The sequence below is a fragment of the Acinetobacter bereziniae LMG 1003 = CIP 70.12 genome (assembly GCF_000368925.1).
GTDB lineage: Bacteria > Pseudomonadota > Gammaproteobacteria > Pseudomonadales > Moraxellaceae > Acinetobacter > Acinetobacter bereziniae.
This window is the reverse complement of the sequence record NZ_KB849755.1, coordinates 1280795-1301898: the sequence shown is the minus strand read 5'-3', so window position 1 is coordinate 1301898 and position 21104 is coordinate 1280795. Positions and strand designations below refer to the sequence as shown.

Annotated in this window: 17 protein-coding genes; 8 read left to right on the top strand and 9 right to left on the bottom strand. The window is 37.0% G+C overall.

Features of this window, described 5'->3' with window-relative positions:
• Positions 1 to 4: 4 nt before the first annotated feature.
• Positions 5 to 1123: a PilT/PilU family type 4a pilus ATPase gene (locus F938_RS08035; protein ID WP_004828052.1), complete on the bottom strand. Its 1119-nt coding sequence runs from the start codon at positions 1121 to 1123 to the stop codon at positions 5 to 7.
• A gap of 27 nt (positions 1124 to 1150) precedes the next feature.
• On the bottom strand, positions 1151 to 2188 hold the full coding sequence (locus tag F938_RS08030; RefSeq protein WP_005030845.1) for a type IV pilus twitching motility protein PilT: 1038 nt from the start codon (positions 2186 to 2188) through the stop codon (positions 1151 to 1153).
• A 446-nt stretch (positions 2189 to 2634) separates the two neighbouring features.
• On the opposite strand from F938_RS08030, the gene F938_RS08025 reads away from it, so the two are divergent.
• The 5 genes from F938_RS08025 to F938_RS08005 all read left to right on the top strand — a co-directional run bounded on the left by F938_RS08025 (position 2635) and on the right by F938_RS08005 (position 6721).
• Entirely contained in the window at positions 2635 to 3330 is a 696-nt protein-coding gene (locus tag F938_RS08025; RefSeq protein ID WP_005030844.1) for a YggS family pyridoxal phosphate-dependent enzyme, read from the top strand.
• Positions 3331 to 3449: 119 nt separating this feature from the next.
• On the top strand, positions 3450 to 4283 hold the full coding sequence (locus tag F938_RS08020) for an undecaprenyl-diphosphate phosphatase (RefSeq protein WP_005030843.1): 834 nt from the start codon (positions 3450 to 3452) through the stop codon (positions 4281 to 4283).
• Between the two features lie 177 nt (positions 4284 to 4460).
• The gene (locus tag F938_RS08015) at positions 4461 to 5246 is read left to right on the top strand and encodes a hypothetical protein (RefSeq protein ID WP_005030842.1); all 786 of its coding nucleotides are present in this window, start codon (positions 4461 to 4463) and stop codon (positions 5244 to 5246) included.
• Between the two features lie 229 nt (positions 5247 to 5475).
• The gene (locus F938_RS08010; protein WP_005030841.1) at positions 5476 to 6231 is read left to right on the top strand and encodes a hypothetical protein; all 756 of its coding nucleotides are present in this window, start codon (positions 5476 to 5478) and stop codon (positions 6229 to 6231) included.
• 91 nt (positions 6232 to 6322) lie between these two features.
• A complete protein-coding gene (locus F938_RS08005) occupies positions 6323 to 6721 on the top strand; it encodes a hypothetical protein (RefSeq protein WP_005030840.1) in 399 nt (132 codons plus the stop codon).
• Positions 6722 to 6764: 43 nt separating this feature from the next.
• Here the strand turns inward: F938_RS08005 and F938_RS08000 are convergent, their stop codons facing one another.
• From F938_RS08000 to F938_RS07990, 3 genes are all read right to left on the bottom strand, one after another.
• Positions 6765 to 10361 carry an AAA family ATPase gene (locus F938_RS08000; protein WP_005030839.1) on the bottom strand — a complete coding sequence of 1199 codons (3597 nt, stop codon included), beginning with the start codon at positions 10359 to 10361 and terminating at the stop codon, positions 6765 to 6767.
• A gap of 9 nt (positions 10362 to 10370) precedes the next feature.
• Positions 10371 to 11624 (bottom strand): exonuclease SbcCD subunit D, encoded by a 1254-nt coding sequence (locus tag F938_RS07995; protein WP_005030838.1) that lies wholly within the window; start codon positions 11622 to 11624, stop codon positions 10371 to 10373.
• A gap of 299 nt (positions 11625 to 11923) precedes the next feature.
• A complete protein-coding gene (locus tag F938_RS07990) occupies positions 11924 to 12301 on the bottom strand; it encodes a VOC family protein (protein WP_004828070.1) in 378 nt (125 codons plus the stop codon).
• Between the two features lie 107 nt (positions 12302 to 12408).
• Here F938_RS07990 and F938_RS07985 point away from each other — a divergent pair, with 107 nt between their 5' ends.
• Positions 12409 to 13041 (top strand): hypothetical protein, encoded by a 633-nt coding sequence (locus tag F938_RS07985; RefSeq protein WP_005030837.1) that lies wholly within the window; start codon positions 12409 to 12411, stop codon positions 13039 to 13041.
• A 21-nt stretch (positions 13042 to 13062) separates the two neighbouring features.
• Here F938_RS07985 and F938_RS07980 read toward each other — a convergent pair whose 3' ends face one another.
• Both F938_RS07980 and ntrR read right to left on the bottom strand, forming a co-directional pair.
• Positions 13063 to 13629 carry a hypothetical protein gene (locus F938_RS07980; protein ID WP_005030836.1) on the bottom strand — a complete coding sequence of 189 codons (567 nt, stop codon included), beginning with the start codon at positions 13627 to 13629 and terminating at the stop codon, positions 13063 to 13065.
• On the bottom strand, positions 13626 to 14372 hold the full coding sequence (ntrR, locus tag F938_RS07975) for an ADPR responsive transcriptional repressor NtrR (RefSeq protein WP_005030835.1): 747 nt from the start codon (positions 14370 to 14372) through the stop codon (positions 13626 to 13628). The genes F938_RS07980 and ntrR overlap by 4 nt, the downstream gene beginning before the upstream one ends.
• A gap of 133 nt (positions 14373 to 14505) precedes the next feature.
• On the opposite strand from ntrR, the gene F938_RS07970 reads away from it, so the two are divergent.
• Complete coding sequence (locus tag F938_RS07970; RefSeq protein ID WP_005030833.1) at positions 14506 to 15723, top strand: hypothetical protein; 1218 nt, start codon at positions 14506 to 14508, stop codon at positions 15721 to 15723.
• A 50-nt stretch (positions 15724 to 15773) separates the two neighbouring features.
• Here the strand turns inward: F938_RS07970 and F938_RS07965 are convergent, their stop codons facing one another.
• A complete protein-coding gene (locus F938_RS07965; protein WP_005030831.1) occupies positions 15774 to 17270 on the bottom strand; it encodes a nicotinate phosphoribosyltransferase in 1497 nt (498 codons plus the stop codon).
• A 46-nt stretch (positions 17271 to 17316) separates the two neighbouring features.
• Positions 17317 to 18210, bottom strand: coding sequence for a ribose-phosphate diphosphokinase (gene prs, locus F938_RS07960; protein ID WP_005030830.1), 894 nt, complete (start codon positions 18208 to 18210; stop codon positions 17317 to 17319).
• A gap of 1231 nt (positions 18211 to 19441) precedes the next feature.
• On the opposite strand from prs, the gene F938_RS07955 reads away from it, so the two are divergent.
• Complete coding sequence (locus F938_RS07955; protein WP_005030829.1) at positions 19442 to 20692, top strand: DcaP family trimeric outer membrane transporter; 1251 nt, start codon at positions 19442 to 19444, stop codon at positions 20690 to 20692.
• The last annotated feature ends 412 nt before the right edge of the window (positions 20693 to 21104 follow it).

The following is a 21104-nucleotide window of genomic DNA, read 5'->3' as shown; positions in this document are numbered from 1 at the left end:
TGCTTTATTGCCCATCAAAAGTCAATTTGCTGTTGGCATTCAATAACTGCGCGCCACCTTCTTCATCCAATTTGATTTGTAGACGTAAATCATTTGGTGAGTCTGCATGTTTCAACGCATCTTTGTAGGTAATCTGACCAGCTTTATAAAGGTCAAACAAGGCTTGGTCAAAAGTTTGCATACCCAATTCGCGTGAACGTTTCATCAAATCTTTGATTTCATGTACATCACCTTTACGGATGAGATCTGAAACGAGTGGTGAGTTGATCAGAATCTCAATCGCTGCACGACGCGAGTTACCATCTGGTGTTGGAATTAATTGCTGTGCGACCATAGCTTTAAGGTTAAGAGATAAGTCCATAAACAATTGGCTATGACGGTCAGATTCAAAGAAGTGAATAATGCGGTCAATGGCTTGGTTGGCATTGTTGGCATGTAGTGTCGCAAAGACCAGATGTCCAGTTTCTGCAAAGGCAATCGCATAATCCATGGTTTCACGGGAACGAATCTCACCAATCAGAATAACATCAGGTGCTTGACGCAAGGTGTTCTTCAAGGCAATTTCAAAAGAGTCAGTATCAATACCAACTTCACGTTGGGTGATGATACAGCCAGCATGTTCGTGAACAAATTCAATCGGATCTTCAATGGTGATGATATGACCTTTTGAGTTCTGATTGCGATAGCCAATAATCGATGCAAGAGATGTGGATTTACCGGTACCTGTCGCACCAACAAAGATAATGATGCCACGTTTTGTCATGGCAAGATCTTTGAGTATAGGTGGAAGTTTTAACTCTTCCATCGTTGGAATTTTAGTTTCGATACGACGCAAAACCATACCTGGCATATCACGTTGTTGAAAAGCGCTGACACGGAAACGGGCAGTTTTATCTCTGTTGGTAATGGCAAAGTTACATTCGCGCGTATCTGCAAATTCTTTGCGTTGCTTCTCACTCATGATTGAGTTGAGTAATTGCATGATGATTTCGCCGTTTAACTTGGTTTTTACCACAGGGACGATTTGACCATTAATTTTCATTGATGGTTCTACATCTGCGGTAATAAACAAGTCGGATGCTTTCTGCTCAATCATCATATTGAGCAAGTCATTAAAGTCCATCTTTTAAGCCTCAATCTTCCATCTTATTTATAGAAATGATTCTGGTTGTTTTGCGACATTTCGCGCAACTTGAGGACTAATTACACCTTTGGCAACCAGCGCTTTTAAGCTTTGATCTAGGGTGGTCATACCATAGTTTGCACCAGTCTGAATTGCTGAATACATCTGTGCAACTTTGTTTTCACGAATCAGGTTACGAATGGCAGGAATACCGATCATGATTTCATGTGCAGCAACACGTCCACCCCCATTTTTCTTTAAAAGGGTTTGAGAAATAACAGCTTGTAGTGATTCAGAAAGCATGGCACGCACCATGTCTTTTTCTTCGGCAGGGAATACATCAATCACACGGTCAATGGTCTTCGCTGCGGAAGTGGTATGCAGCGTACCAAAGACCAAGTGACCTGTTTCTGCTGCGGTAAGTGCAAGGCGGATAGTTTCAAGGTCACGCATCTCACCGACAAGGATAATGTCTGGATCTTCACGCAGTGCAGAACGTAGCGCCTCGTTAAAGCCATGTGTATCACGGTGCACTTCACGTTGGTTGATCAAGCACTTTTTAGATTGGTGTACAAATTCGATTGGATCTTCGACAGTTAAAATATGGTCATAACGATTGTCATTGATGAAGTCAATCATCGAAGCCAAAGTGGTTGATTTACCAGAACCTGTTGGACCTGTAACCAAAATTAAACCACGTGGTAAGTCACAAAGGTCTTTAAAGATTTGTCCTAAACCAAGATCCTCCATAGTCAGGACTTTGGATGGAATGGTACGGAATACCGCACCTGCACCACGGTTTTGGTTAAATGCGTTAACACGGAAACGGGCAACGCCTGGAACTTCAAAAGAGAAGTCAGTCTCTAATTGTTCTTCAAAATCTCGACGTTGTTTGTCATTCATGATGTCATAGACCAGTCTATGAACTTCTTTATGTTCCAATGCTGGTAAATTGATACGGCGGACTTCACCATCAACACGAATCATCGGTGGCATACCCGCTGAAAGGTGTAAGTCAGACGCACCATTTTTAACGGAAAACGCCAATAATTCTGTAATATCCATAATGTCCCCGAATAAAATCTCTTAGCCTAGGGTAAAGAGCGTTCATCTATGTTGCTGACGATCTCAGTGTTTTTGGTTCTTCTGCAGAAACTACGAAATGGCGTTATTCTAAATGATGAGAAACCATATTTCGCAAAGTAACGTTTTAGCAGTAAAAAAACACCTCGGTTTCTCGTTTTGTCATACATTAAGAACAAAGTAATGCTTTGTTCGTGCAATAGTTATGGCTAAAATTATTTCAAACTGCGTTATGAAATTTTAAAATAGTTTTGCTATTCTTTATATTTCACTCATGGTTTGTTTAATTTTTGCCTGCCACGTACAAGCCATTGATGAACAATCAACATACCCTGATTATTTTGTAGAATAATAAGGCTTTTCACTCAGCATAACCAACAATTTAATTGCTTGGAAGCTGAAATTTTTATGAAATGAGAACCCCGTCAATGAATGATCTAAATCAAGCTCGAAATCATGTATTAGCACAAATTCAGGATGCCTGCTTGGCTGCAAATCGAGATCTGGGACAGGTCCAGTTATTGGCGGTTTCTAAAACACATCCAAGTCCATTATTACGAGAAATGTACAGCACAGGGCAACGCTCGTTTGGGGAAAATTATTTACAAGAAGCCTTGGATAAAATTGAAGATTTAAAAGATTTGGATATTGAGTGGCATTTTATCGGTCATGTACAACGCAATAAAACCAAGCATCTTGCCGAAAAGTTTGCATGGGTGCATGGCGTAGATCGTTTTATAATTGCTGAACGTTTATCGAAACAAAGAGATGTAACTCAAGACCCTTTAAATATCTGTTTACAAGTGAATATTGATGCACAAGACAGCAAAGATGGCTGTCAGCCTGACGAAGTTGTTGAATTGGTCAAGCAAATCAGCCTGTTGCCGCATTTAAGGTTAAGAGGGCTGATGGTGATTCCTGCACCACATCACACTGAAGCATTTCAAGATGCCAAGCAGTTATTTGACCAAGTTAAAGTGTTCCATGTTCGTCCTGAAGATTGGGATACCCTGAGTATGGGAATGTCAGGAGATCTGGTAGAAGCAATTGCTGCAGGCTCAACGATGGTTCGGATTGGTACAGCATTATTTGGTGCACGAGATTATTCCACTAAAAACGAATAGCATTTTTAGCCCTATGCTTGAAGTGGAGTACTGCGTTTGTTGTGGTTTAAGTTTATTTTAATTTAGTTTTAATGCTGTAAACGTATAAGGCAAACATCATTTTAAACCTGAGAGCATTGATGACTATTTTTCATGTGCTTATTCTTGCCATTATTCAAGGCTTGGCAGAGTTGCTTCCTGTATCCAGTTCTGCCCATGTCATTTTGGCTGAAAAATTAATGGGCTTTGATCCTTCTGCACCGGATATGACTTTTCTCTTGGTCATGCTACATACAGGTACAATGTTTGCCGTCATTGTTTATTTCTGGGCATCTTGGCGTAAGACATATTTTTCATCCATCACTAATTTTAAGAAACAAGCAGGTTTTATTATTCTTGCCACAGCCATTACCGGCATACTTGGATTAACCCTACAAGCCTTGATTAAACATGTGTTTTTTGCAGGAGCAAATCACTTTGAAATAGAACAGTTATTTAGTAATTCAAAATTAATGGCTGCTGCATTAGTCTCAGCAGGGATATTGATTATTTTATCTGCGCGATTAGATCGTGGACAAACTGGTGAAATCAGCTTGAAAAGTGCGGCATGGATTGGTGCGATACAAGCTTTATGTCTACCATTTCGAGGTTTTTCACGTTCTGGTGCCACCATTTCAACAGGATTATTTTTAGGTGTTGCTCGCCAAAAAGCGGAAGAGTTTAGTTTTGCGTTGGCTGTAGTGCTCACACCTGCTGTGATTGTTAAAGAGTTTTATCGTCTTATGCATGCGGAGAATTTTCAACATATGCATTTAAGCCAACTCCTTTTTCCGAGTGTATTGGGAATGGTATTTAGCTTTATTGCAGGTCTTGCTGCTTTAAAGTGGTTATCTAGCTGGCTAGAACATGGACGTTGGCAGCTGTTCGGTTTTTATTGTATTGGCTTTGCAGGTGTAGTTTTAGCACTGAGTTAAGCGCTGCGCGAGGATTATACTCACACTAAAAAATAAGTATTCAGGACAAATATATCGAAGTATTTGTCTTGAATCGTTGAACAGGGACTTTAAAATATATTCTACAATTTTCGATGCACAGCACTTGTTAAGTTGACTATACTTAGTGAAATAAAATTTAGAAACTGGAAATAGAATATGAATAAATCCAAAATGTTATTGTGGTTGTGTCTTTGTGTTTTAATCAGCGCCTGCAGTACAACAAAGTATTCGCCATCAAACGATGCCATAAGTTTAGAGACAGAACCAGCACCTTCAGCCAAACCGGCGCCTAGACCTGCAAGTACAACATCCAAACAAAATCAAGTGCGATCAGAAGAACGTTTGGGGACAAAATGGGGTGATGATCTAAATTCTTATGTGACCCAAGTGGATTTAAAACGCTTAAGCAATCGTCCAATTGATGAAACTCAAATTCGTTATGCCAATAAGCAATTTTCGGGACGTAATATTAATAGCATTTCTCTGGCAGCTGGCAAAGTGAGTTTTTCTGTTGTAGATGATCGTGGTCGAATTTTACCACTTTACCGTGATGGACAAAATTATTACCTTTCAGCCATAGATGGGCAAAGCTATCAACTTCGCTATTCAAATACCAGCAATCAAACATTTGAAATTGTCGCGAGTGTGGATGGTTTAGATGTTTTAGATGGTAGCCGAGCTTCACGTTCAAATAGTGGTTATGTGTTACGACCATACAGTTCATTTGCAATTGAAGGATTTAGAAAGAGTAATTCTTCAGTCGCTTCATTTACTTTTAGTCGCCCTAAAGATGCATATGCTGCTAATTCTGCAAATGGATCTATTCAAAATACCGGTGTGATTGGAACAGTGGTGTATGAATTAAAAGCACCTCAATATCAGCCTGCTAAAAATTCAAAGGATGGCTATGCTCCTGCTCCTAATGCTTTTCCAGCAGATTAAGTGATTGAGTTTAGGCAAACTATAGGTTTTAACATCCTAGAATGCTCTAGGATGTTATAATGTTACACAATTGCAATAATTAAAAAATAGTACATCAAACATTGCTCAGTTATGATATGGCTGATAATAATCTAACTGAAACATCTTTCTAATTGTTCAATGTTATTGAATAAATACAAGGCATTATAATGATTGGAATGTAACTTATTACTTTAAAATAGGTTTGATAATGAAAAATATAAATATATTTCTCTGCCTTTTGCTGTGTATTTTTCTTGCTGCTTGTGCGAAAAAAACAGATGAAAGTTCATCCAACTCATCGGCTGAAACGACCAGTACCGATGCTGCTGCTGAAGCTGCCAATAACCAAGTCTCTGCTGATGAAAAACTGGGTACGAAGTGGGGTGATGAAATTGATTCCAAGGTCACAGAAGTGCAGTTAAAACGTAAATCTGAAACGTCATTGGCTGAAACAATTTTGCAATATGCTGATAAAAACTATCAAGGAAAATCAGTGAATTCTATTTCAATCGCGGCAGGAAAAATTAGTTTTTCTGTGGTCGATGATCATGGTCAGTTCATTCCCATGTATCGTGTGGGGCAAAAATATTATTTGTCAGGGCGTGAAGGGCAAAGTTATCAATTACAGTATGAAAATAATACGGGTAAGACCTTTGAAATTGTTGCCAGTGTTGATGGTATTGATGTAATTAATGGCAGTGAAGCTTCTCGGAGCAATGCAGGTTATGTATTGCATGCGCATGACACCTTGAAAATCGAAGGTTTCCGTAAGAGTGATTCTGCTGTAGCATCTTTTACGTTTAGTAAGCCTAAAGATGCTTATGCTGCTAATTCTGATCAAGGCTCTATTCAAAATACAGGTGTAATCGGTACTGTAGTGTATGAGTTAGAAGCACCAGAAGAAAAGGCGAAACCTGTAAATAAATATGCGCCGCCACCCAATGCATTTCCAGCAGATCGATAAATTATCTTTTCAACGAGCATAGGGCATTCGTGAAAACAGCCTATGCTTTTAAACACTTGAACCCATTAATAAACAAAAGAGTCAATATATAATGAAATTAGTTAAAGTTTGTGTGATCACTTTACTGGGCATGGCTTCCATACAATCATTTGCCAATCCAATCGAAGATCAATATAAATCCCTTATTGCAACTCAACCGAGTTATGAAAAATTTCAAAAGAACTTTGATACGATTTTGGGAAAAATCGAAGAAATTACTGATCGTGCAACTCAAACACAGGATCGGAAGGAACTTTATCCAATGTGTGTCGCCATTCAGAGTTCAATCGCTGTATTAAAAAATAATCAAAAATATAAAGTACAGTATGACCGAGATTACAAACAGTTTGATACCACCTTTGATGAAACCCTCGAAACAGCAACCCAAGGCTTGAGTGATAAAAAAGAAATTTGTGATCAAGCTAAAAAAGAATATTTAGCAAATCACTGAATACGTTAAGTCCAGTTCGAGGAGGGTTAATATCCTCCTTTTTTTAACTGACTACTTCTATCGTACTGGCACCTGCACCTAAAGCTCGGACTTGAATTTGTACAGGGATGCGTTCATGCATTTCCTGTATATGTGAAATTAGTACAATTTTACGCCCTTGATTTTGCAGTTGATCCAAAGCATTCATTACCATATGTAATGATGAAGCATCCAGTGTTCCAAAACCTTCATCAATAAATAAGGATTCAATTTTCATTGAACCTGAAGCCATATTGGCAATTGCTAGAGAGAGCGCTAGTGCTGTTAAGAATGACTCGCCACCCGACAGTGAAGCAACAGATCGAGTTTCACCATCCATATCATGATCAATAATGGCGAGACTTAGAGAGTTTTCGAGACGTTTAAGCGTATAGCGTTGAGACAGCATCGCCAATTGCAGATTGGCATGTTCAAGTAAAATATCCAAATTATACTGTTGCGCATAATCTCTAAATTTTTTACCTGTTGCATCCCCCATCAAACCTGAAATTTTCCCCCAACGATGTTCTTCTTGCTGGACGTTGTGAATTTGATCTGCAAACTGTTTTTGCTTCATGACATTCTGCTGATGTAATTCGAGTTTGAGTTTGAGTTGATCTCGAATTTCAATTTGCGTGTTTAGCGCTTCACTATTTCTTATCATCAATTGTTGTAATTCATTGCTCACTATTTCTGGTTGAAGCGTTAGATGTTCTGAGAGTTGTTCCTGAATGGTTTTCAGTGCTGAATGGGCTTCATTCAATGTGCGTTCAGCTTGCTGTAATTGCTTTCGAATTTGCTGTTCTTGTGGTGGTGTAATTTGCGCCAAGTTGCTTAAATCTTCTAATTGAAAATCTGGATGTTCTGTTAACCATTGTTGGATTTCAAACTGCACTTGATTGAGATGATTTAGATTTTGGGTGAGCTGAGCTTTGAGCTGTTCAAGCTGGCTCTTTTCTTGTTCAAATTGATTACGCAATTGCTCAAAGTTTTGTTTGAGTTGTTGATAATGTTGTTGGCTTTGCTGGCGTTTCAGATCATGCTGAGCTAGCCATTCATTCGGCTTCACTTCATTTAATCCCGTCATGCTGAAAATTAATTGATTTGCAGTTTCTGTATTTTGTAATCCTTTAAGTTTAATCTCCGCTAAGCTTTGAGCAGTATCAGCAATTTGCTTGGAGATATTGTCTAGGTTGAGTTGAATACTGTGTTGTTGTTGGGCGTATAAATCTAATTGCTTACTGTGCTGTTCTTGTTGATCAAGTTGTTGCGCACGTTGTTTTAAACGGATACAAACATTTTCTGCGGTGGTGACTGTCTGCTGTTGCCACATGTGTTGTTCCTGCTCAGACAAACATGAAACGATATGCTGAATTTGGTGCTGAAGGTTTTTGGCTTGTTGTAATAAATGTGATGTGTGCTGAGTACTCTGCAACAATTGTTGTTGGGTTTTTATCGTTTGAATCGATTGTTTGGACTGTTGGTCGATTTGCTCAATCTGCTGTTGAGATTGTTGGGTAAATTGACCTAACTGTAACATGATTTCAGCTTGTGTTTGAGTGAGATCAAGCTTAATTCTTGCAGAAGCAATTTGTTCAGCACAAGTCTGTTGAGTGACTGCGATTCGTTCAACCAGTCTTTTTTGCGAGGTTTTTAGTTGTTCTTGCTCTGCATTGAATTGGGTTAAATTCTGCTGACTAAGCTGCCAAATGTTAAAAGTATCTTGCTCTTGAAGCAGAGCTTGCTGTTCTTGTTGCTGTTGTAGTTCAAACAAGGCTTTGGAAACAATGGAATCATCCATTTTATAGGGATGGGTGGTACTTCCACAGACGATACATGGTTGATCATCTTTAAGTGCTGCTCTTAAATTCTCGACATTTTCTGTATGCAATAAGCGTTGTTGTTGAAGTATATCCTGTAGCTTGGTTCGAGCCTGTTTTGCGTTGTGATAATCTTGTTCAGCTTGAACTGTGGCTTTTTCTAGTTGTTGAAATTGTGTATGACCTTGATGAATTTGAGCAATAAGTTGTTGAGACTCTGACTGTAATTCAAAAAATTGCTGTAATTTTTGTTGGATGATGTCAAATTGATTGAGTTGGTAAAGTATCGTTTCACGTTGTTGGCGGGTTTGTTCAAGCCTTGTTTCTAGCGTCTCGATCGTACCTGATTGATCAATTAAAGCCTGTAATTGAGCGTTTTGCTGTCTGAGTTTATCTTCAGCTTGGCTTAAATTACCGAGTTGGTTTTCGATGTTTGGATAGTGTTGAATAAATTGACTGAGTTGTTGTATATGCGCTGTCAAGCCTTTATCCAGACTTGAAAATTGTTGTGTCTCAACAAGTTTTTGACTTAAATTTAGTTGCTGTTGGCTAAGACGTTGAATATGTTGTTCAACTTCCTGTTGCTGGCTTAGTAAGGGATGTTTTGATTGTTCCAATTCATTGAGTTTGGATTGAATTTTTTTAAATTCTGTACCAATAAAATCACGTTCTTGGATACATTTACGTACTTCTTTTAAAGCATCAAAATGTGCGTTTTCAAAACTTTGTATATCATTAAAAGCAGTTTCAGCTTGAGTGAAGTTTTGCTTTTGCTGCTCAAACTGTAGCTTTAACTGATCAAACAGTTGTTGTTGCTTTTGCAATTGTGGTGTCAGTTGTTGTTCATTTTTATTCAGCTGTTGCTGTTGAAAAACACTTGAGCGAATACTCGAAAATTTTTCTAAACGAATTAAACATTCACGTTCAGGTCGTAAGTCGTGTTGTACTTTGAGTTGGGCATCTAAAAATTGCTGTTTCAGAATAATCTCTTGATCTAATTTTTGTTTACGTTCAAACCAAAGCTGTTGTTTTTCAAGCTGGATTTTTTCTGATTGTAATTTTTGATAGGTGTTTTCAATATATTGAAATTGAGTCGACAGTTCAGCCAAATCCTCATCAGATAACAGTTCAATATGACCCAGTAGGTTTTCAAGTTCCTTACGTTTTGAAGCCACCAATTTGGTTTTTTCATATGCCAATTGACCAATTTTTCCAAAAATTGCTGAATTGGTTAAATACTCGAGTAACTCTCCACGTTCATTATCACGTGCTTTTAAAAATGCTGTGACTTCAGATTGTGCCAAAAGTACAGCACGGGTAAATTGTTCGAAACTCAATTGAGTAATTTTATAAATACTGTTGTCTACAGCTTTGGCTTTATCCGCTATCACTGTTCCATCGGTCAGACATTTTAAATAACGTTGTACACTTTGCAGTTTTCCATCTGCTTTTTCACGTGAACGTTTTAGCTCCCAACGAGCCAGATAATGTTTTTGATCTTGTGCAACAAAACAAAGCTCTGCAAAGCCATGCGCGGTACCTCGACGCAGTACAGTCAGTGGGGAGTTGGTTAAAAGTTCTGAACCATCCACATCTTGTAACTTACCATCACTGTCTTTTAAACGTGGGATTTTATTAAATAGGGCAAGGCACATCGCATCCAGAATAGTGGACTTTCCAGCCCCGGTTTTCCCGACGATTGCGACTAAACCAGCTGAAGCCAATGGTTCAGATTCAAAATCAATAAAATGTTCACCAGACAACGAAGCTAGATTTTTGAGTCGTATCGATAAAATTTTCACAGCAAACTCCTATGCTTCAGGTTCATTTTCGAGTGACTTCTCAGCTTCTTGCAGCAAATTTAAAAAGTCTTTGAAAACAGCATCATCACTGGCATAACCATTTTTTTCCCAGAGCTGTTGAAAAAGTTTTTCTGGCGTAGGCGGTTCGAGATGGATTGTACTCGGTGTATCCCCATTTTTTTCTGCGCTTAAGTATTGTCTTGAAATACGCACCAATCGGTATCTATCTTTGGGTAAGGCTTCTTCAAATTGTTGGCGTAAATTGGGCGGAGGGGGAACATCCGTATGATATTCAATATCGACATATTCACGATGATCAATATTGTCAATTTCTCCACTTGGCAAAGCATGTAACTGAGCAAAAACAACGCTCAATTCTCCTTTGATTTTATGGAGCTGTATACTCCGTGGAATATAGATACTTTCAAACTCAAAGCGGGATTCATCTGTTTTGGATGGATCAATTTTTACGTCTACAATTTGATGTTTGTAGTGGATTTCACTAAACGACAGTGGAATGGGCGAACCACTATAACGAATATGTGCTTGTGCAACTTTTTGTGGTTTGTGTAAATGTCCAAGTGCCACATAGTCAAGAATATCTTCAAACAACGTCGTTGAAAGAGCTTCTTCATTCCCTACAATAATTGGGCGCTCAGAATCGGAAGTTTCCCCACCTTGCATATGCGCATGCGACATTAAAATCAGTGCTTGATCAGCCGTTTTTCTCTTACGAGCTTCTGCAATCAACTGTTGATGTAAATAGGCAATTGCGTTTTGACTATTATGAGTCTGTTCATTAAATCCAGTAATTTCAGCAGGACGTAAAAAGGGCAAACTTAGACACCAAGCAATAATATGACGTTGCGGATCATAGATAGGAATCAGTAAACGATCTAAGTCAATTTGACCTTCACTATTTTTATGAATCACCCCAACAGATTTGGCATGATATTTCTCAAGTAACGGTTCTACTTGTTCGATACGGTAACCTGAGTCATGATTTCCTGCAATCATCAGTGTTTGCATATGTGGTGCAATCTCATGTGCATCTGCAAGAAATTGATATAATTGTTTTTGAGCCGATGAAGCCGGGTTAATCACATCAAAAATATCACCTGCGATCAGTAAGGCATTTGGCTGTTTCTCTTGAATTTGTAGCAATAACCACGCTAAAAACTGTTCATGTTCATACTGGCGCGAGTGGTTATAAAAGAATTGTCCCAGATGCCAGTCTGAAGTATGAAGAAAGCGTACAGTCATGTGCGTGTGTGATCTTAATGCGTTGTAAAATAAGGTAGCATAAATTCACGGATGAATCAGATAAGAAGTTCTTTTGTGGTGATTGAATAGACTACTTTTTTGATTGCTTCGGTTTAAAGTGAGTGATTGAGTAAAAGGTCAGGATGGCTGACTAAGCAGATAAAAAGCCAAACAGTATTTCACTCAATCACTCGTCTGGTTAAGCTTTTAAAAAACCAACACTCTAGAATATCAATTCTCTAAATTCACCACTTAAATCAATCTGAGTTTGGTGTAGTTATTTGTTTCATTTCTTAAAATCATTGTGCATTTGGATCAACTTGAACCAAACCAAAGGTATTATGGTCTGCATCTAAAAAGTAGCCTTGCCAACATTTGTTAGGGATGGCAAATTTTTCCATGGCGATGCGCCCACCTAAGGCTAAAATTTTTTCAGCCGTTTGATCAAAATCTTCAACTTCAAAAGAGCAGGTAAAGGCATTGGTTCCACACTGTGTCGGTGGTGTTTGCGCTGGTCTTTCTAATAAGCCTCCATGTAATGTTGCTGTCTCAATTTGAAAATATTGGATCGGTAAACCTTCGACTTTGTTAAACTTCCAACCAAAGACCTCATGATAAAACTTCATTTCACGTTCAGGGTTTGAAGACTGAATTTCAAAATAGCATAGGGTGTTCATAATTATTGTCCATCGATATTTAATTGTATAATTAACATAAGATAATTTAGGCAGTGACGATGTATAAATATTGAAAATGGAATCATGAATAAATACAAGAGTATGTTATGAATAATGAAAAGCTCAAGATATTACGAGCAAAAATAAACGTTTCATTGACAGAAGCATTGTCATTATTAAAACAAAATAATGACGATATTGAACAATCGCTTACTCAGTTTCATCAAAATAATCTCAATAAAATTTGTTTAGCGACAGGATGTGACCAAACGCTTGCTCACACATATTATATAAATCCTGTTTATCAGCAGAATATTGAAAAAATTATTGAAAAGATTGATCAATTTAATCAACGTCCAATCAAGTTGACGATAGCGGAAAATCCCAAATATGTTGATAAAGTGGGTTTCTTTATTTGGGCAGAAGATGAAAACTTAGAGCGAGTACAAGATAAAAACATTAGAACTTATTTTATTCCACAGGATGATTTTGCTTATGTGATTGAAATATTTAGGTCTTTATTTCCGTTTTTTAGCCCGCTGACAAATGAATTCGAGAATAGTTTTGATCCTTGTTCCGATAATTATTTTGATTACAATGCAGTAGAGAAAATTGTTTCAGACCTTAGGGATTTGTCTTTTGAAGATATAAAAATAATGAATTTTTTAGAACATCTGGCATGCTGCTTAGAAGAAAAAATACAGATTGGAACTTATGTGATTGTTTTTGGTAACCAATAAATCAAACTTAAGTTATGCATTTCATTTAAAGCGTGATTCCTCATATTTTTTGAATTTGGTTAAAATTTGATGACCAATATAGTTTTTAAAATCAGGATAGCTTGACCGATAGTACTCATTCCAATAACTGACGATTCTGCTTTGTGTCGTTTGAAAATACTGACAATTTTCTAAGATAAAATCACTCCATTTGTTTTGATTATTTTCATTGAGATGTGGCTCAATGATTTTCAAAATTTCAGCCACATATTCACCTAGCAATTGAAAGATAAATGGCGTCATAAAATATTCAAGATTTTGCTGAAGTAGTTTTTCAAGCGCTTTTTGCCGGACAAAACCATCATGATGGCGCGTGAAAATACACCATAGAATTTGACGTTGTATCAATGGAAAGTTTTGAAACTCAACAGATTGTACAGCGTTGATATAGATTCTGGCAGGTATCTTGATCAAAGCTTGATGAATGATCACTTCACATTGGGTATTGTCATGAAGTTGTATTTTCTGATTTTCAAGATATTGAGCCACCAATATAACATCATCGAATAGTTCTTGAGGAAAAGCTTGAACTAATCTTATCTCAGTCATGACGGATTTAAGTCACGTGGATATTCCAAAATTCTTGGAAAATGGAAATCATAGCTCTCGAAAGCATATTTATACAGTTGCGCAGGACGTTTACCTGCAATTTTAGATTGATTTGTTTCTTCAACTGCACCTGCTTCAATCATACGACGTCTAAACGATTTCTTCTCTAAGCTTTGACCCAAAATAATTTCATAAATCTGCTGTAATTCAGTCAACGTAAATAGTTTTGGCATCAAACTGACTGGTAAAGCGGTATAGCGCGCTTTACGGCTTAAACGATCAATCGCCATTTCCAAAAGCTGTAAATGATCAAATGCCAAGTCTCGTTTTTTTGCTTCCGAGATTGAAACCCATTCACTATGTTCAGTTTGTTCGGTAGCGACTTGCTGAAATTCTTTGAAATCAATGAGCGCAAAGTACAAGGCGGTGACTGCCCAGCCCCGAGGATCACGCGTTGCATTGCCCACAGTTGCCACTTGTTCCAAATGGGGAGATTGTAGCCCCGTTTTTTCAACCAATTTACGATGCGCAGAAGCCATTAAATCTGCATCTTGGGTTAAATCAACAAAACCACCCGGCAGTGCCCATTTATCTTTTTGTGGAAAATTGGAGCGCTTAATCAATAAAACTTGTAGCTGCCCAGCATCCACAGAAAAAATAGCCATATCGACTGTGAAAAGGGGAGCATCAAAGTCTTTTTTATTATAACTCGACAGAAATTCCTGTTCAGCATTCAAGGTCACAATAAGGCTCGCTTAATTTATTAAATTTAAAGATAGTTAGAATTATTACAGGGTAAAGGATATTAGCCAAGGAAAATTAATGTTATAAGATTGTTTATAAAAACTTAATAAATATCCTTATAAGGAATGGATAATGAAAAAAATCGTGATGTATTCGGCAGTGAGTTTATTATTGCTGTCAGGTTGTGGTGGAAGTGATAATTCTATTGGGACAGCGAATCATTCTAGCTATATAACAATTAAAGGTGAGGGAATTAACCAAACTTTAAACTTTGATGATTCCCAACTCACTTATAAAATTTCAGCGATAGGAAATCAACCAATTACATCTGCTAGTTTTGCGAATAAAAATGGTTCTGACTTTTCTGTTGTTGAACTGAATCACGGCAACAAGGCTAAACTCGCTATGCTGTTTAAAGACTTTGATACGCAAGATGTAAAATTTATTTTTTGTTTTCCACTTTATGATTGCTCTTCAAACACAAACTATTCAATTAAAGAATTGAACCAAAAAAAACACATCCAAGTTATATTTAAAGATGCGCCAAACCAATACTATCGTGGAGATGCTTCAGAATTAAAAGATTTTAATGGTTTTAAATCTGTTTTAATCACAGGAGAATTAAATTACTTTGCCCAAAGTAATTGGCCAATTTTTCAAACTAATCGCTTTCCGATTGTAAAAGTTCAAGGTAAAGTGATTTACGATAGTGAAGAATATAATATTGAAAGTTATGCAGAATTTGATACTCGCTTGGAGGGTAAGCTATATTGGACTGATAAGGAGTTAGTTTTAAAAAAAGACGATAAAACAATATTTTTATCAATAAGAAAGTATCTCAATACTTATTCTGAAAATGCAATTTCGATCAGAGTGTTAGATGGCACAGATACTTATACTATTTCAGACTTAGCAAATGAGATTTGGTCTAATTCTAACAAAGGATTCGAACTCAATTTAGACAATATTATTTTAAAAAGTGATGCAGAGAAAATTAAAACTTTAAGTGCAAATGTGTATGTTCCATATGATCAATATAATTTAATCTTAAACCAGTCAACTCAATTAGTGCCAAGGTATAAGAATACGTATGCTCAAGCAATAAATGATCAAAAAATGTATCAAATTGAGTTTGAAAATTATGGAGTGCTTACAATTAATCAAGAGATAAAAGGACATCTAAGCTTAGTCTATACACAAGGTGAAGATACAGTTTTATGTGGGAACCGAAATATAAGTTGTAAAGGCTTAAGCGTAGATTACCTAAAGCAAAATTTTACCTTTAATAATGTACAAATTGGTTCAGATACCATTAATGGGAATTTCTATTTTGCTGGTGTTTTTCAATAGTTTAGTTTAAGCATTCAGTTTTATCCTAAACTGAATGCTTGGTTTTAATACTATAGGCTTGATATTAAACGCTCACGAATTTCATTCAATGCGCATTCTTGAATCAATTGACCATTCTCAAACACCGTGTCTAACTCACCTTGTTGTTCTTGCTCTGCGGATTGTTGATCGAACAATACAAAGCCCGTTTCAGATTTTTCTACACGAAGTAGCCCTTTAGCCGACTTTTTAGTTCCAGAATCAGTCGCAGGATCTTTAAACAATTCACGTGGAATACCATTCACTTGTCCCCATGTTGCTTTCACTGCAAAGCCAAAAGTATCACGGGTTAAATAGTTATAGGTATAACTCCCAATTCCAAACACAAGATTATTTGAAGCAAAACCTTTGGCTTCTAATCCTTGCAGAATTTTTAAAGCGCGTTCCAATGTGATCGAATCACCATAAATCAAGCCAACACGTTCATTGAGCACTTTATAACCTCGGTCTGTTTTAGTCCCCCCGAAGATTTCCCATAAACATTCCACAGCACCTTTATAGGCAGGGCTGCCAACTTGTGCTTCAGGATCACCACATATGATTTTTACAGGATCTCCAGAGTCAGGTCGGAAAACCAGTTTGGCAAGACCCTGAGCATTAGGCTGGCGAGCAAGAATTTCACCTTTTAACTCAACAGTGAATTCTGTAATGACTCGCCAAAAGTCCCAAGTATCTGACACAATACTGACTACGCCAGATGGATAAAGTTCAGTGATCAAACGTTTGAATGTTCCAATTTCATTATCTTCACTGCCCATACACATTACACTGTGTTCAGTAGCAGGAACTGAAACTCCCACAATACCGTCTGCATTGTAATATTCTTCGGCATAATCAATCGCTGAGACGGCATCTGTACCGATAAAACTGGTTAAGTGACCAACACCATTTTGTGTTGCATCATAGATTCCACTCATTCCACGACTGCTAAAATCATGTCCTTGAACTGGAACAAAATCTAAAGGTGCACCAGTTTTGATTGCATACGCTGTAAGTAAATGCTTGTATTCAAATGCAATAGTTGCAGTGGTACAGCTTTTCCATAATTCTGCACTGAGTACAGTTTCCAAATAATTGGTTAACCAAAAGAACTCAGGTAAGGTATTTACAATAGTCAGTACAGGAACTTTCATGTTGACTCGGCTACCTTCTGCCAAGGCTTTGATCCGAATTGGTAAATAGCCTAAGTCATATAAGGCTTCAATGTGATCGACTGGAATCGCCCCTTCACCTAAGGCATTGTCCATACGATGTTTATAAGCAGCGATCACTTTGTTTTTATCTTGCTGGAAAAAGCCTTCATTCCATGTTTCGATTAAAAAATGTTTGATAAAACCTTGCAAACCAAAGAACACGATTTTATCGTCAAAATCAGGTAGCATTTGAGCTAAACGCGAAGAACGTGGCGTAAAATTGGCATAAACATATTCTGTACCAGCAGGGTATTGACGTCTGTGATCTGCTTTATAAAAATCGATGGCATTTAGTGGATTAATTTTTAAGCTCATTGTTGTTCTCCTAGATAATTAAAATTAGGCAGTTAAAATTTGATAATTACAATGTACTGAAACGGCTGAATTTAATAACGTTAAGTTTTGGATTTTCGATTTGAGGGAAGCTGTCTGTAGTAAAAATCTGATCGACTAAACCATCGAATACTTGTAAGCCCTTACTAAAAATGCCGTGTGTAACGTATAAAATCACATGCTCACAATTTAATTTTTTTAACTCTTGTGCAATGCCGATAAACGTTGCACCGCCGTCACAGATATCGTCAGTAATGACTGCGGTTTTACCCGATAAATCTTTTGCATTGACCTGAGCATTTTGGATTTTTCCAGTGACAGGGTCGCGTCGTTTCTCACAAAAGACCACATCAATTTCACGATCACGAAATGTATTTACAGCACTGGCAATTGTCTTTGTACGCTGTTTTGCACCTGCATCTGGGCAGACTAAAACAGTTTTCTTTGTTGTTAAAAGCTTCGTTAACATTTCATTTTTTAAAATTATTTCACTAGGTTGGACATTTTCAACTTCAAAAAAGTGTGTATTTTCATGCAAAAGTTTTTCTGTCACATCACTATGAGCATCCCAGACTTTGATGGATTTACGTTGCTGCGGAAACTTTTCATTGTTGATATTTAACAGCTTTGTCATAACTTCTAATGAAAAAGCTTGTCCAGTTGCACAAATGCGATCTTGACGCGCATAAGGGAAATAAGGGATTTCTAAATCAATTTCTAAACCTTGATTGAGCAATACATTTTCGAGCAATAAGTAATCTATGAGCTCTTGGCTATTGGTAATTTTTGCTTGAATTTGCATTGTACCTTTCAAGGTATTCAAAATTTCTGCCGAAATTTGGATATGTCTTTCACCACCCGCAAATTGGATCGTCTGTACAGGAATCAGGTTCTGTTTTGAATCTTGAATTTGAATAGACATGAATTGACTCTCATAAAGTGGCTTATTGCCAATACATATATAGTGTCATAATGACATTTTAATTAACAAGATTCACTTACAAAAGATTACAAAGTAAAATAAAAATGGATCATGATGATTTATATTGGATTAAAGTTTTGTTATTTATAATTTTTTATCCTTTATGGAGTTTGCTAATAAATAGTGGTGTCCATACAACAACTGAGTGAAGGCTTACTAAGCTCAAAGCACTATATTTTCTAAGCATAGAAAATTGTTAGAGGAATGAGATCAAGTCAAAGTGATAACAATAAATTTGGATTGAAATGATTTTTATGATCAGCGAAACAATTAAGGCTGCAAAAAGTAGCAAAGATATTAGGGGCTGTGGACAATTCGTCTATGTTTGCGACTAGGTGTGTTTTGTAGGCGATACTAGGCGCGAAATACGAAATTTAGTCATTCTAAATGATGAGAAACACTGTTTCGCAAGGGAACGACGAAGCGCCAAAAAACACGCTAGTCCCCGCTACGCCTTGCGCTGCAAACAAAGCAGTGCTTTGTTCTTGCTCAGGGTTGTGGTTAAAATTATCTCAGGCTACGTTATGAAATTTAAAAATAGTCTCGCTATTCTCTTCATTTCCTTGCGGAGTATACTCCTCATACCTGCTCAATTTTAACCCACAACGCAAGCCATTTATGAAATGTCCGCAGACCCTAAGAGTGTTTGAAATAATTTGTTATCGTTGAGCCCTCATTTAACGACACATTTCAAATAATCAAGCAAGACCTGTAATTATTGAATCCACAATTTGAACGTCATTGTCGCTATTAATTTTCCCTATAAAGCTTGGTTTTCCATCAATTAGACTATATACGATAGTCGTATATTGAGCGACTGACGTTTGTCAAGATTTCGCTAACCCCCCGATTATATAATAATTATAGAAATGTTAATCTGAAAAAAGAATTGAAATCAAAGTCTTATTCGGTAAAACTGATTTTAATTAAGGGGTTGAGTTAGGCTAGATTACAACAGTGTAAGAATTATACACAAATTGTTACTTTTGGGTTTTAACTTAGTTTCAACGCTTTCATAATTTAATAGCAAGCATATATGTGCAATGTTTTTTTAATGTGGTGTTTGAGAGACTACTGAAGAAAACAAGAAAAATTGATTTTTTAGCAAAGTTCTGGGGTTAAAAGGTCAAATTGTACGGATGCACATCATAAATAAGGCTAGGAGTATTTCATGAGTCTATTCACAAACCGCAAGTCATTTATTATCAAAAGCTTAGCATTAACAGTCACTGCTTTAATGGTAAATACAGCTCAAGCTGCTACTGACAGCCAAGAGATTCAACAATTACGCAATGAAGTTCAAGAATTAAAAGCATTGCTTCAACAACAGCAACAGCAAGTTCGTCTGGTCGAGTCTAAAGTTGAATCTGCACCTGCATCAGCTTCTTCAGGTTTGAAATCAAAATCTGGCGCTGACATTAACATTTACGGTTTTGTACGTGGTGATGCGAACTATATCATCGAGGGTGCAGACGATGACTTCAACAAAGTGAATGCAACGACGGGTGAAGCGAAAGATAAATTACGTGCTACTGCGAAAACTACGCGTATCGGTTTAGACTTTAATACACCTGTAGGCGATGCAAAAGTAGGTGGTAAAGTTGAAGTTGACTTTGCGGGTAATGGTGTGAATGAAAACCTTCGTATTCGTCACGCTTACTTAACTTATAACAATTGGTTATTTGGTCAAACAACGTCTAACTTCTTGTCTAGCCATGCGCCAGAAATGATTGACTTTGCAACTAACTTAGGTGGTGGTACGACACGTATTCCGCAAGTTCGTTATACATATAACCTAGCACCGACTACAAAATTATTGGTTGCTGCTGAAGAAGGCAATAGTGCTGGTATAACAGGTACTGCAATTAAATACAGTCTTCCTGTGTTAACTGGTAAAGTAACTCAATCATATGCGGGTGGTAACGGTAACGCTTCTGCACGTGTTTTGGTGGAGAATTATAAAGACAACAATATCCGTAAAGATAAAACAGGTTGGGGTATTGGTGTAGGTACAGACTTTAAAGTTGCAGATCCTTTAAAACTTTTTGCTGATGCTTCTTATGTTGTAGGTAACAGTAACTACTTATACGGTAGTAACAGTGCTTACTCTGTGGTAAATGGTGATATTGAACAGAATAAGTTCACTGCAGTTCAAGTGGGTGGTACTTATAAAATTTTACCTAACCTACGTTCAACTTTAGCGTATGGTGCATTGTTTGCTGACAATGGCACTGATTTCGCTAAAGCGAAAGCTAACGAATCTGCTAATGAAAAAGTTCAACAAGCTTGGATAAACGTGATCTATTCGCCTGCTAAACCAATTGATTTGGGTATCGAGTATATCAACGGTAAGCGTGAAACTTTTGCAGGTCAATCATATAAAGATAACCGTGTGGGCTTAATGGCTAAATATAATTTCTAATTTAGACATTAGTGATTGAAAAGCCGAGGATTTTTCCTCGGCTTTTCTATTTTAATGGCATCAATAAAGTCTGCCAAAGAAAGATAGTTTTTTATAACAAAATTTTTTAAATGTTTAGTTAGACATTTGTCAAAAAAAATGCATAATTGACGCTCTTTTTTTTTACATGTTGATGCTGTCGGATAGATAAATCACATGTTTTGGCCTGTTCTGTAGAGCGAACGACTTATCAGGACTGTATTTCTCATTGTTTGATGAAATGATCTTTTATCAATAATAGGAGTAACATCATGACCATTTTCTTTTCTAAATATTTGCAGCATTGTAATTCAGTCTATCTTTAGTTTATTTTTTCTAAAAACCTTTGGATTTTCAAGATTGAAAATCTGCCTTTTATTTTATTTTTTTGTTG

Excerpts from the sequence above, each read along its gene's own strand:
- F938_RS08035 (WP_004828052.1), bottom strand. The coding sequence starts at position 1,123 with ATGGACTTTAATGACTTGCTCAATATGATGATTGAGCAGAAAGCATCC.
- F938_RS08030 (WP_005030845.1), bottom strand. The coding sequence starts at position 2,188 with ATGGATATTACAGAATTATTGGCGTTTTCCGTTAAAAATGGTGCGTCT.
- F938_RS08025 (WP_005030844.1), top strand. The coding sequence starts at position 2,635 with ATGAATGATCTAAATCAAGCTCGAAATCATGTATTAGCACAAATTCAG.
- F938_RS08020 (WP_005030843.1), top strand. The coding sequence starts at position 3,450 with ATGACTATTTTTCATGTGCTTATTCTTGCCATTATTCAAGGCTTGGCA.
- F938_RS08015 (WP_005030842.1), top strand. The coding sequence starts at position 4,461 with ATGAATAAATCCAAAATGTTATTGTGGTTGTGTCTTTGTGTTTTAATC.
- F938_RS08010 (WP_005030841.1), top strand. The coding sequence starts at position 5,476 with ATGAAAAATATAAATATATTTCTCTGCCTTTTGCTGTGTATTTTTCTT.
- F938_RS08005 (WP_005030840.1), top strand. The coding sequence starts at position 6,323 with ATGAAATTAGTTAAAGTTTGTGTGATCACTTTACTGGGCATGGCTTCC.
- F938_RS07995 (WP_005030838.1), bottom strand. The coding sequence starts at position 11,624 with ATGACTGTACGCTTTCTTCATACTTCAGACTGGCATCTGGGACAATTC.
- F938_RS07990 (WP_004828070.1), bottom strand. The coding sequence starts at position 12,301 with ATGAACACCCTATGCTATTTTGAAATTCAGTCTTCAAACCCTGAACGT.
- F938_RS07985 (WP_005030837.1), top strand. The coding sequence starts at position 12,409 with ATGAATAATGAAAAGCTCAAGATATTACGAGCAAAAATAAACGTTTCA.
- F938_RS07980 (WP_005030836.1), bottom strand. The coding sequence starts at position 13,629 with ATGACTGAGATAAGATTAGTTCAAGCTTTTCCTCAAGAACTATTCGAT.
- F938_RS07970 (WP_005030833.1), top strand. The coding sequence starts at position 14,506 with ATGAAAAAAATCGTGATGTATTCGGCAGTGAGTTTATTATTGCTGTCA.
- F938_RS07965 (WP_005030831.1), bottom strand. The coding sequence starts at position 17,270 with ATGAGCTTAAAAATTAATCCACTAAATGCCATCGATTTTTATAAAGCA.
- prs (WP_005030830.1), bottom strand. The coding sequence starts at position 18,210 with ATGTCTATTCAAATTCAAGATTCAAAACAGAACCTGATTCCTGTACAG.
- F938_RS07955 (WP_005030829.1), top strand. The coding sequence starts at position 19,442 with ATGAGTCTATTCACAAACCGCAAGTCATTTATTATCAAAAGCTTAGCA.